Genomic DNA, 13,940 nt, shown 5'->3' on the forward strand with positions numbered 1-13,940 from the left:
TTCAGCGTTCATTCATCCGTTCGTGTGAGGGCCGCCCGCAGGGCTGACGCGCCACGGACGGACGTACAGTGGCGTGGGCGCGTGACATGCCTGACACCGAGGGAGGCGCTTGCCGTGAGTGAGTTGCGGTTCGTCCGCATGGGGTTCGGCGCGGATGCCGTCGACTACCAGGAGGCCTGGGACGAGCAGCGCCGCGTGCACGCGGCCCGGTTCGCCGGTGAGATCCCGGACACCGTGCTGCTCCTGGAGCACCCGCCGGTGTACACGGCCGGGCGGCGCACCGAGGACAGCGAGCGTCCGCTGGACGGCACCCCGGTCATCGACGTGGACCGCGGCGGCAAGATCACCTGGCACGGCCCGGGCCAGCTGGTGGGCTACCCCATCCAGCAGCTCCCGCGCCCGGTGGACGTCGTCGCGCACGTGCGGCGCCTCGAGGAGGCCCTGATCCGCACCTGCGCCGAGTTCGGCCTGGAGACCACCCGGGTCGAGGGCCGCAGCGGCGTCTGGGTGCTCGGCGACCCCCTCGAGCAGCGGCCCTCGCTCGGCGGCCTCTCCCTCGACTTCGACCCGCGGCTGACCGACGAGGAGTTCGACCCCCGGCTGAACGGCCCCGAGTACGCCCCGTCCAACGCGGGTCAGCGCCGCGAGGACCGCAAGATCGCCCAGATCGGCATCCGCGTCGCCAAGGGCGTCACCATGCACGGCTTCTCGTTCAACGTGAACCCCGACATGAAGTGGTTCGACCGCATCATCCCGTGCGGCATCCGCGACGCGGGCGTGGCCTCCCTCGCCGGGGAGCTGGGCCGCGAGATCACCGTCGAGGAGGTCGTACCGGTGGTGGAGAAGCACCTGCGCGAGGTCCTGGAGAACGCGGACCTGCGGCCGAGGCCGATCGAGAAGGCGTCGGCCTGACCGACCCCGCCGAGGGGAATGTGCCCTGCGGTCATGAGGTTGTCTCATCGCCAGGGCGTGAAGAACACGGGCGTACCCTGGGGAACGCCGAAGAATCAAAGCTGAGGGAGCCGGTCGTGTCCGCAGTCGCACCCGACGGACGCAAATTGCTGCGCCTGGAGGTCCGCAACAGCCAGACCCCCATCGAGCGCAAGCCCGAGTGGATCAAGACCCGGGCGAAAATGGGCCCCGAGTACACCAAGATGCAGAACCTCGTGAAGAGCGAGGGCCTGCACACGGTCTGCCAGGAAGCCGGCTGCCCCAACATCTACGAGTGCTGGGAGGACCGCGAGGCGACCTTCCTCATCGGCGGCGACCAGTGCACCCGGCGCTGTGACTTCTGCCAGATCGACACCGGCAAGCCCGAGGCGCTGGACCGCGACGAGCCCCGCCGCGTCGGCGAGTCCGTGGTCACCATGGACCTCAACTACGCCACCATCACCGGCGTCGCCCGCGACGACCTCGACGACGGCGGCGCCTGGCTGTACGCCGAGACGGTGCGCCAGATCCACCGGCAGACGGCCGGGCGCGAGGGCGGCCGCACCAAGGTCGAGCTGCTGGCCCCGGACTTCAACGCGGTCCCGGAGCAGCTGGCCGAGGTCTTCGACTCCCGCCCCGAGGTCTTCGCGCACAACGTGGAGACCGTGCCCCGGATCTTCAAGCGGATCCGCCCCGGCTTCCGCTACGAGCGCTCCCTGAGGGTGATCACCGAGGCCCGCGACTTCGGCCTGGTCACCAAGTCCAACCTGATCCTCGGCATGGGCGAGACCCGCGAGGAGATCAGCGAGGCGCTGAAGCAGCTGCACGAGGCCGGCTGCGAGCTGATCACCATCACCCAGTACCTGCGCCCCTCCGTGCGCCACCACCCGGTGGAGCGCTGGGTCAAGCCGCAGGAGTTCGTGGAGCTGAAGGAGGAGGCCGAGCAGATCGGCTTCTCCGGTGTGATGTCCGGCCCGCTGGTGCGCTCCTCGTACCGCGCCGGCCGCCTGTACCAGATGGCGATCGAGAAGCGGGGCAGCTACGTCGCCAGCCAGGCGGTGTGAGCGGCGCCCGGTTCCGGACGTGTGAATTCGCGCACAAGTGATTACCGGCCAGTAGTGGCCGACTCGACGCGGTCCTGACCGTCCTCGCTGATGAGGGCGCCCGTCAGGGCCGCGTCGGCGTTCGCGGCCGCCCCATCGAGGTTTCACCGGCGTTTGACCGGTCGGACACGCCCTGGTAACACCGTTCAGTGACGCTCTTATCACGATTCGTACACCGCCCGCTCCCAGGGGGTATCCCGGTCATGCAGGCCCCGCCGGTACGCGCCACCGCCCTCCCGTCCCTCACCGACGCCCTGCGCGCCGTCGAGTCGCTGCTGATGAGCGGCGGCCAGCGCACGGCCCGCCGCAACGCCTGGAACTCCGTCCTGGAGGACCGCCGCCGGGCCAGGGACCGGGTGGAGGCGCAGCGCTTCCTGGAGCGGTCCGCGGACCGCCGGTAACGCCCCGCGCGCACGAGCCGCCCGCGCGGGCACTGCCGTCGTCCGCGCTCCCGGGGCCACGTAGACTTCGTGGCATGGCGAGGAAGGAAACCGCGGCGGACGCCGCGAATGCCGGGCGACTGAAGCAGATCGCCCTCACGTACCGGATGACCCGCAAGGTCGACACCAAGATCGGCCTGGTGCTCGCGGCCGTCGGTCTCGGCACGCTCGCGGTGTTCCTCGTGATCGGCTTCTTGATCGGCCACCCGGTGTACCTGGGCGTCTTCGGTCTGCTGGTCGGCCTGCTGGCGACGGCGGTGGTGTTCGGCCGCCGGGCCGAGCGGGCGGCCTTCGGTCAGATGGAGGGCCAGCCGGGCGCCGCGGCGGCGGTGCTGGACAACGTCGGCCGGGGCTGGACCACCACCCCGGCGGTGGCGATGAACCGCAGCCAGGACGTCGTGCACCGCGCGGTCGGCAAGGCCGGCATCGTGCTGGTCGCCGAGGGCAACCCGAACCGGGTGAAGAGCCTGCTGGCCGCCGAGAAGAAGAAGATGAACCGCATCGTCGCCGACGTCCCGGTGCACGACATCATCGTGGGCACCGGCGAGGGCCAGGTCGAGCTGAAGAAGCTGCGCACCACCATGCTCAAGTACCCGCGCGTGCTCACCGGCCCCCAGGTCACCGCCACCAACGACCGGCTGCGCGCCCTGGGCGACCTGATGAGCAACATGCCGGTGCCGAAGGGCCCGATGCCCAAGGGCATGAAGCTGCCGAAGGGCGGCCCGCGCGGCCGCTAGGCCCCACGACGCGCTACGACGAAGGGGGCGCCGGTGTGACACCGGGCGCCCCCTTCGTCGTACCCGCGCGGTACGGCCGCTCAGGCGCGGACCTCGACGGTCTTGGCGAGCCGGTCGTGCAGGCCGCGGCCGTCGCGGTCCCAGACCAGGGCGGGGATGGCGAGGCAGAGCAGGACCGTGCGCAGCAGCGAACGCAGCGGGTTGACGGTGCCGGTCTCCAGGGCCACGACCCGGATGCCGAACAGGCGCTTGCCCGGGGTGAAGCCGATGGTGCCGACCGTCAGGACGCTCATCACGAAGAAGACGCCGAGCGCCCAGTTGCTGGTGGCCTGGCTGTAGCCGTGCGTGATCAGGCTGTATGCGATCAGGACGCTGAGGCCCCAGTCCACCGCGATGGCGCCGAGTCGCCTGCCGGGCCGGGCGAGGGAGTTCGGCCCGTCCTCCGGCAGACCCAGCTGTTCGCCCCGGTACCCGAAGTCCGCGCCGGCCTCTTCCATGGCCGCGCGCGGGCCGGAGAGCCACGATCCGATTGCCTGCCTGTTGTCCACCCGACCACGGTACTGCGTCCGTATATGACCGGGGGACGCCGGGGTATCCGGGGGCTACGGTGGGAAGCGTGGCCGGTTAACTTCTGCGAAACAATCGGGTCACGCCGGAGAAATCACCCGTCCCTAGGGTCAGGACGAACGTGCGCCACCGCACTGGCCGCACGAACGATCTACCACCCCGGCGAGGACGGTCGGGAGTAGGAGGAGCTGGATGTTCCAGAACGCCGACGAGGCCAAGAAGTTCATCGCGGACGAGGACGTCAAGTTCGTCGACGTCCGCTTCTGCGACCTGCCGGGCGTCATGCAGCACTTCACGGTGCCCGTCGAGGCGTTCGACCCGGACGAGGAGCTGGCCTTCGACGGATCGTCGATCCGCGGTTTCCAGGCCATCCACGAGTCGGACATGGCGCTGCGTGCCGACCTGTCCACGTCCCGTGTCGACCCGTTCCGCCGGGACAAGACGCTCAACATCAACTTCTTCATCCACGACCCGATCACGGGCGAGCAGTACTCCCGTGACCCGCGCAACGTGGCCCGCAAGGCCGAGGCCTACCTCGCCTCCACCGGCATCGCGGACACCGCGTTCTTCGGCCCCGAGGCCGAGTTCTACGTCTTCGACTCGGTGCGCTTCCAGACCAGCGCCAACGAGTCCTTCTACCACATCGACTCCGAGGCGGGCGCCTGGAACACCGGTGCGGTGGAGAACAACCGCGGCTACAAGGTCCGCTACAAGGGCGGCTACTTCCCAGTCGCGCCGGTGGACCACTTCGCGGACCTGCGCGCGGAGATCTCCCTGGAGCTGGAGAAGTCCGGCCTGAAGGTGGAGCGCCAGCACCACGAGGTGGGCACGGCCGGCCAGGCGGAGATCAACTACAAGTTCAACACGCTGCTCGCCGCCGCCGACGACCTCCAGCTCTTCAAGTACATCGTGAAGAACGTCGCCTGGCGCAACGGCAAGACCGCGACCTTCATGCCGAAGCCGATCTTCGGTGACAACGGCTCGGGCATGCACGTCCACCAGTCGCTGTGGAGCAACGGCGACCCGCTGTTCTACGACGAGGCCGGCTACGCGGGCCTGTCGGACATGGCCCGCTACTACATCGGCGGCATCCTCAAGCACGCCCCGTCGCTGCTGGCCTTCACCAACCCGACGGTGAACTCCTACCACCGCCTGGTGCCGGGCTTCGAGGCGCCGATCAACCTGGTGTACTCGCAGCGCAACCGCTCCGCCGCGATGCGCATCCCGATCACCGGCTCCAACCCGAAGGCCAAGCGCGTCGAGTTCCGCGCGCCCGACTCCTCCGGCAACCCGTACCTGGCCTTCTCGGCCCTCCTCCTCGCGGGCCTGGACGGCATCAAGAACAAGATCGAGCCGGCCGAGCCGATCGACAAGGACCTCTACGAGCTGGCTCCCGAGGAGCACGCGAGCGTCGCCCAGGTCCCGACCTCCCTCGGCGCCGTCCTCGACGCGCTGGAGGCGGACCACGAGTTCCTGCTCCAGGGCGACGTCTTCACGTCCGACCTGATCGAGACCTGGATCGACCTCAAGCGCACCCAGGAGATCGCCCCGCTGGCCCTGCGCCCGCACCCGCACGAGTTCGAGCTGTACTTCGACGTGTGATGTGGCCCCGGGCCGGAGCGGGCAGCCGCTCCGGCCCGGACCGTCCGTGGGCCGTCGGCCGTGTTCTTCCCGCGTGGAAAGGCACGGCCGACGGCCCGCGCGCGTGTGCGCATGCGTCGACGGCACAGGTGCCCGCACGCACCGGGGCCGCCTCCCGTGGGAGGCGGCCCCGGCCGTGTCCGTGCGACGGTTCGGTGCCGGTCAGGGCACCACGACCACCACGACCGGCGTGTTGCCGTAGCCGAAGCGGTTGAAGCCGTTGTTGAAGAAGAAGCCGCCGCGGTCGAAGCCCCGGTTGAAGCCGAAGCAGTTGTGGCCGTAGCAGCCCCGGTTCGTCGTCACGTGGGTCTGGGTGGCCGCCGACGCGGACCCGGCGGTGGCGATGGTGGCTCCGCCTGCCAGCAGAACGCCGACGGCGGACACCGCGGCGAGACGCCTCGCGCGCTGTGCTTTCATCGAACTGCCCTCCTTCCATTCCTCCCGCGCCGCCTCGGGCGCGGAAAGACGGCCGCGGCTCCGCCGTGGGCGGGACGCGGTCTGGGTGGTGCCGCCTGGATTCAGGAAGCAGGGCTGACGTTCCCCTGGTCGGCGGGGATGGCGCACGTCCGGCGCACCCTGCGGCGCGGCTCTGCTGAAAATGCTAGCGGCCGGGTGCGGACCCGGCATCCGGACGCGGGGCGGCCCCGGCCCGGGGAGGCTGTGCAACCTTTCGGCCGTCCCGTGATTCCTACTTCCGGGGATCATGCTCCCCGCACGCGCCGAACGAGAGAGGTCGACCGGGCAATGGCAGAACAGGACGAGTGGGAGCGGGAGTTCGATCAACGCTGGGCGAACTCCGCCGAGCACAAGGAGCCCTCCGCCCGGGCCCGGATGCTCGCCGCCCGCTGGAAGGAGAACCCTCCGGACCCGGCCCCGTTCCGCGCCGACCCGGACAGCGCCCGCCCGGAGCGTCCCTCCTGGGTGTCGACGGCGGTGGTGCTGGGCTGCGTGGCCGCGGTGATCCTGCTGCTGGGGTACGCCCGGATACGCAACGGCTACTGAGCGCGCCGGCTTCCCGGTGGGGCCCGGGACCGCTCCCACCGCTCCCACCGGGAAGCTTTGCCCGCAACAGGGACGTACGGGACCTGTTCATGGGAGGCGGCAGGTGCACACTGGACAGCGGGACGAGTGCCTGACTGCGGGGTGATGCGAGATGCGGAGCCGCTTTAGGAGCGACCGGCGACTGACCGTGCGGATGACGGTCACGATGTTCCTGCTCGGACTGCTGTACGTGGCCTTCATCGCCGCGCTGCTCGTGCTGCTGAAGTCCTGGCTGCTGGTCGTCGTCGTGATGGGCGCGATGTTCGTGGCCCAGTTCTGGTTCTCCGACCGGATCGCGATGTTCGCCATGCACGGGCAGGTCGTCGAGCGCGAGGAGTATCCGGAGCTGCACGCGGTGGTGGACCGGCTGTGCGCCATGGCCGACATGCCCAAACCGGTGGTCGCCGTATCCAACATGGACATGCCGAACGCCTTCGCGACGGGACGCAACCCCGATCACGCCGTGGTCTGCGTGACCACCGGCCTGCTGCGCCGCCTGGAGCCCGCCGAGCTGGAGGGCGTGCTCGCGCACGAGCTGTCCCACGTGGCGCACAAGGACGTCGCCGTGATCACGATCGCCTCCTTCCTGGGCGTGATCGCCGGACTGATCGTCCGCTTCGCCTTCTACTCGCAGCTGTTCGGCGGGGGCCGCAGGGACCAGAACACGGCCCTGGTCTTCGCCGGCGTGATGGGTGTCTCGGCGGCCGTGTACGCGATCAGCTTCCTGCTGATCCGGGCCCTGTCCCGGTACCGGGAGCTGGCCGCCGACCGCGCCGCCGCGCTGCTGACCGGCCGGCCCTCGGTGCTGGCGTCGGCGCTGACCAAGGTCACCGGGGACATCGCCCGCATCCCGACCAAGGACCTGCGCACGGCCCAGGCGTTCAACGCCTTCTACTTCACCCCGGCCACCGGCAAGGAGCCCGGCATCGAGCGGTTCTTCTCCACCCACCCCACCCTGGAGCAGCGGCTGGAGCAGCTGGGCCGGATCTCGGCCGAGCTGGGCGAGGCGGCCGTACCCGGGGAGGCCGACCGGGCATGAGCACGGCACAGGACAGGCCGGAAAGCGGCACGGTACGGCGGAAGGCGGGCTGAGCGTTGGGGCTGCTGGACATCCTGCTGGGGCGCACCAAACCCGTCGCCCCCGATCTCGACCAGCTCTTCGCGCTGCCCTCGGCCGCCGTCACGCTCCAGGCCGCGATGGGCTTCACCCCGACCGGGACCGGGGCGGTGTGCTTCGCCACGGTGGAGGGCGCGGCCTTCGAGCAGACCCACCGGGAGGTGCAGGCACTGCTGGACGCGGACGCCGACCGCGCCGGTTCGCCGGTGGAGCTGCGCCGGGACGACTACGGCTACTCGTGGCTGGTCTCCCGGCGCTCCCCCGACCAGCTGCCGCAGCTCGTCAACGATCTGCACGCGGTGAACAGCTCCATGGAGGTCAACGGCTTCGGCCCGCAGCTGCTGTGCTCGCTGGCCGGCTTCACCGACGACTCGGGGCGCCGGCTGGCCCTGGTGTACCTGTACAAGCGAGCCGCCTTCTATCCGTTCGCCCCGCTGGCCGGGAGCGGTGAGCGGCGGGACAACGCGCTGGAGCTCCAGGTGAGGTCCACGCTCGCGAGCGATCTGCGGATCGAGCAGGATCTGGGCCGCTGGTTCCCGGTGTGGGGCGCGCCCGGGTTGTGAATCCGCCGCTCCGGTGTGCCGGCGGCGGCTGTCACCGCCGCGGGGCCGACGACGCGTACGTCTTCTCGTCGGCCTCGACCGTGTCCGTGGGCGCACCGTGGGCACGGATGCAGAGCGACAGCAGGGCGGCGCTCGCGCAGGCCGCGCCCAGGGCGAGCCAGACGGGGTCGTAGCTGCCGAACGTGTCACGGGCCACGCCGCCGAGGAAGGAGGCCGACGCCGCGCCGACCTGGTGTGCCGCGTTGGTCCAGCCGAAGACGATGGCGCTGTCCTCGCCGTAGAAGGTCCGGCACAGGGCGATGACCGGCGGCACGGTCGCCAGGTCGAGCAGGCCGAAGGCGACCACGAAGACCATCATGGGCGGACTGACGGTGGCCGTCATGATCAGCGGCAGGCTGACCATGAGCAGGCCCCGCAGCAGGAAGTAGACGGCGAGGAGCCGGCGGGCGTCCCGGCGGTCGGTGAGCCAGCCGGAGAGGATGGTGCCGGCCACGTTGAAGACGCCGATGAACGCCAGCAGGGTCGAGGCCGTGGTGACGGGCATGCCGTGGTCGTGGGCCGCGGGGGCGAAGTGGGTCCACATGATGCCGTTGGTGGACGCTCCGCAGATGGCGAACGTAGCGGCGAGCAGCCAGAAGGGAACGGTTCGCGCGGCGCCGCACAGCACGGTCACGGTGCGGCGGGCGGCGCCGGGAACGGGGTCGGGTCGGGGGGTGAAGGTGTCGCTGCCGTAGGGGCGTCGTCCGATGTCGGCGGGGTGGTCGCGCAGCACGAGGTGGACCAGGGGGGTGACCGCGACGGCGGCGAGGGCGAGGGTGACGAGGGCGGGCCGCCAGTCGTAGTGGTCGATGGTCCAGGACAGTGCGGGCAGGAAGACCATCTGCCCCAGAACGCTGCCGGAGGAGAGGATGCCGGTCACCAGGCCGCGGCGGGCGGTGAACCAGCGGTTGGTGACGGTGGTGCCGAGGGTCATCGACAGTGATCCGGTCCCGAGGCCGACGAGGAAGCCCCAGAAGAGCGTGAACTGCCATGCGGCGCTCATCATCGTGGTGAGGACCGCTCCGGCGGCGACGGTCGCGAGCGCCGCGACGACGACCCGGCGGATGCCGAACCGGTCCATCAGGGCGGCGGCATAGGGGGCCGTGAGTCCGTAGAGCAGCATGTTGACCGAGGCGGCCAGGCCGATGGAGCCGCGGGACCAGTGGAACTCCCCGCGCAGGGGGTCTTGCAGAATGCCCGGCATGGTGGAGAAGGCGCCCGCGACGACGATCGCCACTCCGGCGACGGCGGCCACCCACCAGGCGCGGTGCCCGGCATCCTTCGTGTGTCGGCCGATCATGTCATCCATGTCTTCATCCTTCGGCGAGAGGGAGCCCGGGAACCACTGGCCGTTTGGCCGACTAGTGAAAGAATCTGGACATGACGGTGGGTGATGAGTCTCCGCACAGGGTGGCGGTTCTGGTGCGGTCCGGTCTCCTGCCCATGGAGCTGGGGATCGTGCACCGCCTGTTCGGGACCGCGACGGATGCGGCCGGCCGGCCGCTGTACTCGGTCGTGACGTGTGCCGTGGAACCGGGTGAGGTGCGCACGGACGCCGACTTCACGGTCAACGTGCCGCTGGGACCGCAGGCGCTGCGCGACGCGGACACGGTGATCGTGCCCGCCGCGATCGAGGACTACCGCCCGCAGCGGCGTGGCGAGTTGAGCCCGCTGGTGCGGGCGGCGCTCGCGGAGATCCCCCCGACAGCGCGTCTGGCCTCCATCTGCACCGGGTCGTTCGTGCTGGCGGCAGCGGGCCTGCTCACGGGCCGGCGGGCGACCACGCACTGGAAGTCCTGTCCCGAACTGGCCGCCCTCTACCCGGAGATCGACGTGGACCCCGACGTGCTGTACACCGATGACCAGGGTGTGCTCACGTCCGCGGGTGTGGCCGCGGGGATCGATCTGTGCCTGCACATGATCCGCAGTGACCACGGCGCCGACGTCGCCAACACCGTCGCCCGCGGCACGGTGGTGCCGCCGCACCGCGAGGGCGGCCAGGCCCAGTACATCGACCGTCCCGTGCCCGAACCCGGCGACACTTCCACCGCCGCCGCCCGCGCCTGGGCCCTGGAACACCTCGGTGAGGGCCTCACCCTGGAGGACCTGGCGCGCCGGTCGGCGACGAGCGTGCGGACGTTGACGCGCAAGTTCCGGCAGGAGACGGGGCTGCCACCGATGCAGTGGCTCGCCCAGCAGCGTCTGCAGTACGCCCGGCGGCTGCTGGAACGCACGGACGAGCCGGTGGACCGGATCGCGGCCGAAGCCGGCTTCGGCACGGGCACGGCGATGCGTCAGCACTTCCGGGAGGCGCTGGGCGTGTCACCGCGCGCGTACCGCAACACCTTCCGCGGGGAAGCGTGAGGGCACGGGCGCGGTGACACCGCCTCGGCGGAACCGCGTGCCGGCTCAGCCGGGAACCGGTTCGATGGGGCCGATCCGGTAGAGCACCTCGTCGTGGTGTGCCTCGGGGAAGAGGGAGGCCGGGAACAGCACTTCGGTGTGCACGGGGGCCCGGTACCGCTTGGCGCACTTCTTCAGCACCATGATGATGGCCTTGTTGTCGGCCGACACGGTCGCCTCGATGTAGCGCGCGCCCTGGGCGACCGCGCGCTCGGCCGCCCGCTCGAAGAGCTGCACCCCGAGCATCGGGATGCCGTGCCGGGGCTTGGCGGCCTCCTGCCAGACCAGATAGGTGTCGGGCTGCTCGGGGCGGAAGTAGCCGGTCAGCATGCCGACGATCTCGTCGCCGAGGGATGCCACGAGAGAGGTCTCGGCGAAGTCGCGGCACCACAGGGCGTAGTAGTACGGGCTGTTGTCGTCGAGTTCGTCGGACTCGTGCACCATCTGCCACATGGCCTGGGCGTCCTCGGCACGCGGCGGGCGGTACTCGGGGCGGACTCGGGTCGCGGTGGCGTCGGACACCGGCGCGGTCATGCGGTGGCCTCCTCGGTGAGCAGCGGGTAGACGCCGTTCTCGTCGTGGTCCTCGCGGCCGGTGACCGGCGGGTTGAACACGCAGACGAAACGGGAGTCCACCTTCGGGCGCAGCGTGTGCTTCTCGTGCCCGTCCAGCAGGTACATGGTGCCGGGTGTGATCAGGTGCTTCTCGCCGGTCTCCTCATTGGTGAGTTCGGTCTCGCCCTCGACGCACAGAACGGCCTCGATGTGGTTGGCGTACCACATGGTCGTCTCGGTGCCGGCGTAGACGGTCGTCTCGTGCAGGGAGAAGCCGACTCCCTCGCGAGCGAGGACGATCCGCTTGCTCTCCCATGTGCCGGAGCGGGACTTGACGTGCCTGTCGGTGCCTTCGACGTCCTGGAACGAGCGGACGATCATGTGCGGCTTTCCTTTCTCGAATCGGCCTCGTGCCTGACGTCCCGTGCGGCTTCAGGGGACGCGAGGGCGCGGCCACCGGTGTGAGAGGTCGGTGGGGTGGGTTGTTCAGGCCGCGCTGCGGGTCTCGAGCTGGGTGATGGCGAAGTCGGTGAACGTGTCGACCGTCTCGAAGTCGTCGGCTTCGAGTTCCTCGGGGTCGACCTCGAGGCCGAGGGAGTCCTCCAGTTCCATCAGCATCTCCAGCATCGTGGTCGAGTCCAGGTGGAGATCGTCGAAGAGCCTGGTCTGTCCGGAGAGCCCGGTCACCGGCCTCTCCAGCACGCTGCTCAGCGCGGTCTCCATGGCGGCGGTCACGTCGGTGCGCTTGAGGGTCATCGTGCGTGCTCCTTTCACAGGTGTGCGGGGTCCTGAACGAGATCGGTCAGGGCCTGTCGGTCGACTTTGCCGTTGTTGTTGGTGGGCAGTCCGGGCACCGGGACGCAGCGGCGGGGGATCTTGTAGTCCTCGATCAGGCCGTGCATCCGGGCCAGCACGTCGGAACCCTCCAACTCGGTCACCGCGGCCAGGACCGCGGTCTTCCCGGTCCTGGGGCCGGGGGGCAGCACGGCCGCGGAGGTCACGCCTTCGACGCGGCGGGCGGCGGCCTCCACCTCGGTGGCGCTGACGCGGAAACCGCGTTCCTTGTAGAGGTCGTCGCGGCGGCCGGAGAAGTAGAGGTAGCCGTCGTCGTCCATCCAGCCGTAGTCGCCGGTCCGCAGTTCCGGGAAGAGGCCGTCCCGCCGGTGGAAGCGCTCGGCGGTCAGCTCCGGACGGCGCCAGTAGCCGGCCATGACGTGCGGGCCGCGGACGACGAACTGGCCGACCTCTCCGGCGGGCAGCCGCTCGCCGTCGTCGTCGACGGTGAAGACCTCCGTGCCGGGTAGCGCCCGTCCGGACGCGCCGGGCCGCAGGAGGTCTCCGTCCGGGGGCATGATCGTGGCCCGCTTGCATTCGGTGAGTCCGTACATCAGCTGCACGGACAGGCCGGGTATCGCCTCGCGCAGGTCGGCGATGGTCCGGTCGGACAGGGCCGCCCCCGTGTTGGTCAGAAGACGCAGCTTGGGCTTGTTCTTCGCCCGCCGCACCAGCCAGGCCAGGCGGTCGGAGACGGAGGGAACCGCAGCGAGCACGGTCGCCTCGCTCTCCTGGAGGGCGCGCAGCAGCGGCGGTCCGGCCTCCGCGACGTCGCCCACGCGCAACTGGGCACCGGCCAGGAAAGTCAGGAACAGCTGGTAGAGGCCGTAGTCGAAGGACAGCGGCAGGGGGCTGAAGACGATGTCGTCCGCGCGGTAGCCCAGACAGTCCTGGATGGCGCGTGCGGCGAAGAGCATCTGCTGGTGGGTGCTGACGACGGCCTTGGGCAGCGACGTGGTGCCCGAGGTGTAGATCAGGCATGCCCCGTCGACCCCGAGCGGAGCGGGCATCGTCTGCCCGTCGGCATCCGGCCCCGGCTCCGGGGCGTGGCGCAACTCCCTGGAGGAGATGACGCGTACGCCATGTGCCTGCGCGGTGGTGGACACACCGGGGTCGTCTGTCACGATCGCGGTCGGCTCGCAGTCGCCCAGGACGTGTTCGAGCGGGCGGTCCCGAACGTCTTGGTGCAGGACGCTGAACATCGCACCCGCGCGGGAGGCGGCGTGCACGGCGACCGCGACGGCGATGGCGTCGGGCGAGGAGACGACGACTCGGTCACCGCGGCGAACACCGCACGCCCGCAGCAGGTGCGCGGCTCGGCGGGAGGCGAGCGCCAACTCTCCGTAGGAGATGGCGTCCGACCCGGTGCTCAGGACACACCGGTCACTGTGCACGGCGGCGGCGTCGTCGAGCAGGGAATGGAGGGTGAGCGGCTGGGTCACTGGCGTCCTCCCATCGGTACGGCTTCCTTCTCGCCGGGGCTCCGGACGCTGTCGGACGATCCGGTGCGCTTCGGCTTGGGAACGACGGTCACCGCGTTCGCCGTGCAGACGACGACCGGTTCGGCGAGCACCTGTGCCGCGCTGGTGCTCGTGTCGTGGGAGGCGATGACCTTCCGGGCCTCCAGTGCGACGAAGCGGCGCAGTCTGGTGCTGCGGGTGAGCCTGGCGGTGGCCTCGATGTAGTCGCCAGGGCGGACGGGTGCCGTGAAGCGGACGTCGGAGTACGCGGAGAGCAGTCCCTCGTCGCCGTCGGTGCGGATGGTGATCTCGGTGACGAGGTCGCCGAAGAGGCGCAGCAGCCTTGCGCCGTCGACGAGTTCACCTGCGTAGTGGGCCTCTTCCTGACCGATTCTGACGCGCAGCCGCGCTGTGACGTGCGCGTCGCCGTCGGCGGAGCCTTCAGCGATAGTCATGGGCATGTCATCCCTTCTTCCGTTGCCGTGGGAGGCTGACGAGCGTGCTGACGGGC

At 70.3% G+C, this 13,940-nt stretch carries 17 protein-coding genes; 9 read left to right on the plus strand and 8 right to left on the minus strand.

The window, feature by feature from the left end; translation table 11 throughout:
• The first annotated feature begins 114 nt into the window (after window positions 1-114).
• From lipB to BLW85_RS12865, 4 genes are all read left to right on the plus strand, one after another.
• Entirely contained in the window at window positions 115-912 is a 798-nt protein-coding gene (gene lipB, locus BLW85_RS12850) for a lipoyl(octanoyl) transferase LipB (RefSeq protein ID WP_070022023.1), read from the plus strand.
• A gap of 116 nt (window positions 913-1,028) precedes the next feature.
• Window positions 1,029-1,994 (plus strand): lipoyl synthase, encoded by a 966-nt coding sequence (gene lipA / locus BLW85_RS12855; RefSeq protein WP_070022022.1) that lies wholly within the window; start codon window positions 1,029-1,031, stop codon window positions 1,992-1,994.
• Between the two features lie 242 nt (window positions 1,995-2,236).
• On the plus strand, window positions 2,237-2,434 hold the full coding sequence (locus tag BLW85_RS12860) for an SCO2195 family GlnR-regulated protein (RefSeq protein WP_070022020.1): 198 nt from the start codon (window positions 2,237-2,239) through the stop codon (window positions 2,432-2,434).
• A 74-nt stretch (window positions 2,435-2,508) separates the two neighbouring features.
• The gene (locus tag BLW85_RS12865; RefSeq protein WP_070022019.1) at window positions 2,509-3,210 is read left to right on the plus strand and encodes a DUF4191 domain-containing protein; all 702 of its coding nucleotides are present in this window, start codon (window positions 2,509-2,511) and stop codon (window positions 3,208-3,210) included.
• An 80-nt stretch (window positions 3,211-3,290) separates the two neighbouring features.
• Here the strand turns inward: BLW85_RS12865 and BLW85_RS12870 are convergent, their stop codons facing one another.
• Window positions 3,291-3,758 (minus strand): RDD family protein, encoded by a 468-nt coding sequence (locus BLW85_RS12870; protein ID WP_070022017.1) that lies wholly within the window; start codon window positions 3,756-3,758, stop codon window positions 3,291-3,293.
• A gap of 211 nt (window positions 3,759-3,969) precedes the next feature.
• On the opposite strand from BLW85_RS12870, the gene glnA reads away from it, so the two are divergent.
• Complete coding sequence (gene glnA / locus BLW85_RS12875; RefSeq protein ID WP_070022015.1) at window positions 3,970-5,379, plus strand: type I glutamate--ammonia ligase; 1,410 nt, start codon at window positions 3,970-3,972, stop codon at window positions 5,377-5,379.
• A 201-nt stretch (window positions 5,380-5,580) separates the two neighbouring features.
• Here the strand turns inward: glnA and BLW85_RS12880 are convergent, their stop codons facing one another.
• On the minus strand, window positions 5,581-5,835 hold the full coding sequence (locus tag BLW85_RS12880; protein ID WP_070022014.1) for a hypothetical protein: 255 nt from the start codon (window positions 5,833-5,835) through the stop codon (window positions 5,581-5,583).
• Between the two features lie 327 nt (window positions 5,836-6,162).
• On the opposite strand from BLW85_RS12880, the gene BLW85_RS12885 reads away from it, so the two are divergent.
• The 3 genes from BLW85_RS12885 (at window position 6,163) to pspAB (ending at window position 8,139) form a co-directional block, all read left to right on the plus strand.
• Window positions 6,163-6,420 carry an SCO2583/SCO2584 N-terminal domain-containing protein gene (locus BLW85_RS12885; RefSeq protein WP_070022013.1) on the plus strand — a complete coding sequence of 86 codons (258 nt, stop codon included), beginning with the start codon at window positions 6,163-6,165 and terminating at the stop codon, window positions 6,418-6,420.
• 151 nt (window positions 6,421-6,571) lie between these two features.
• Window positions 6,572-7,498 carry a zinc metalloprotease HtpX gene (gene htpX / locus BLW85_RS12890; RefSeq protein WP_074992105.1) on the plus strand — a complete coding sequence of 309 codons (927 nt, stop codon included), beginning with the start codon at window positions 6,572-6,574 and terminating at the stop codon, window positions 7,496-7,498.
• 56 nt (window positions 7,499-7,554) lie between these two features.
• Complete coding sequence (pspAB, locus tag BLW85_RS12895) at window positions 7,555-8,139, plus strand: PspA-associated protein PspAB (protein ID WP_074992106.1); 585 nt, start codon at window positions 7,555-7,557, stop codon at window positions 8,137-8,139.
• A 31-nt stretch (window positions 8,140-8,170) separates the two neighbouring features.
• Here pspAB and BLW85_RS12900 read toward each other — a convergent pair whose 3' ends face one another.
• A complete protein-coding gene (locus tag BLW85_RS12900; RefSeq protein ID WP_074992107.1) occupies window positions 8,171-9,487 on the minus strand; it encodes an MFS transporter in 1,317 nt (438 codons plus the stop codon).
• A gap of 71 nt (window positions 9,488-9,558) precedes the next feature.
• Between BLW85_RS12900 and BLW85_RS12905 the strand changes: the two genes are divergently transcribed.
• Window positions 9,559-10,542, plus strand: a complete 984-nt coding sequence (locus BLW85_RS12905; RefSeq protein ID WP_070022004.1) for a GlxA family transcriptional regulator — start codon at window positions 9,559-9,561, stop codon at window positions 10,540-10,542.
• Window positions 10,543-10,587: 45 nt separating this feature from the next.
• Here BLW85_RS12905 and ectA read toward each other — a convergent pair whose 3' ends face one another.
• The 5 genes from ectA to BLW85_RS40110 all read right to left on the minus strand — a co-directional run bounded on the left by ectA (window position 10,588) and on the right by BLW85_RS40110 (window position 13,884).
• A complete protein-coding gene (gene ectA, locus BLW85_RS12910) occupies window positions 10,588-11,115 on the minus strand; it encodes a diaminobutyrate acetyltransferase (protein WP_070022002.1) in 528 nt (175 codons plus the stop codon).
• Entirely contained in the window at window positions 11,112-11,516 is a 405-nt protein-coding gene (locus BLW85_RS12915) for an ectoine synthase (protein WP_070022000.1), read from the minus strand. The genes ectA and BLW85_RS12915 overlap by 4 nt, the downstream gene beginning before the upstream one ends.
• A gap of 105 nt (window positions 11,517-11,621) precedes the next feature.
• A complete protein-coding gene (locus BLW85_RS12920; RefSeq protein ID WP_070021996.1) occupies window positions 11,622-11,891 on the minus strand; it encodes an acyl carrier protein in 270 nt (89 codons plus the stop codon).
• Window positions 11,892-11,905: 14 nt separating this feature from the next.
• Window positions 11,906-13,411 (minus strand): class I adenylate-forming enzyme family protein, encoded by a 1,506-nt coding sequence (locus BLW85_RS12925; RefSeq protein WP_070021995.1) that lies wholly within the window; start codon window positions 13,409-13,411, stop codon window positions 11,906-11,908.
• Window positions 13,408-13,884, minus strand: coding sequence for a 3-aminobutyryl-CoA ammonia lyase (locus BLW85_RS40110; protein ID WP_167381403.1), 477 nt, complete (start codon window positions 13,882-13,884; stop codon window positions 13,408-13,410). Before BLW85_RS40110 ends, BLW85_RS12925 begins: the two co-directional genes overlap by 4 nt.
• Window positions 13,885-13,940 lie beyond the last annotated feature (56 nt).

Source organism: Streptomyces misionensis (assembly GCF_900104815.1).
In the GTDB taxonomy this organism is placed as follows: Bacteria; Actinomycetota; Actinomycetes; order Streptomycetales; family Streptomycetaceae; genus Streptomyces; species Streptomyces misionensis.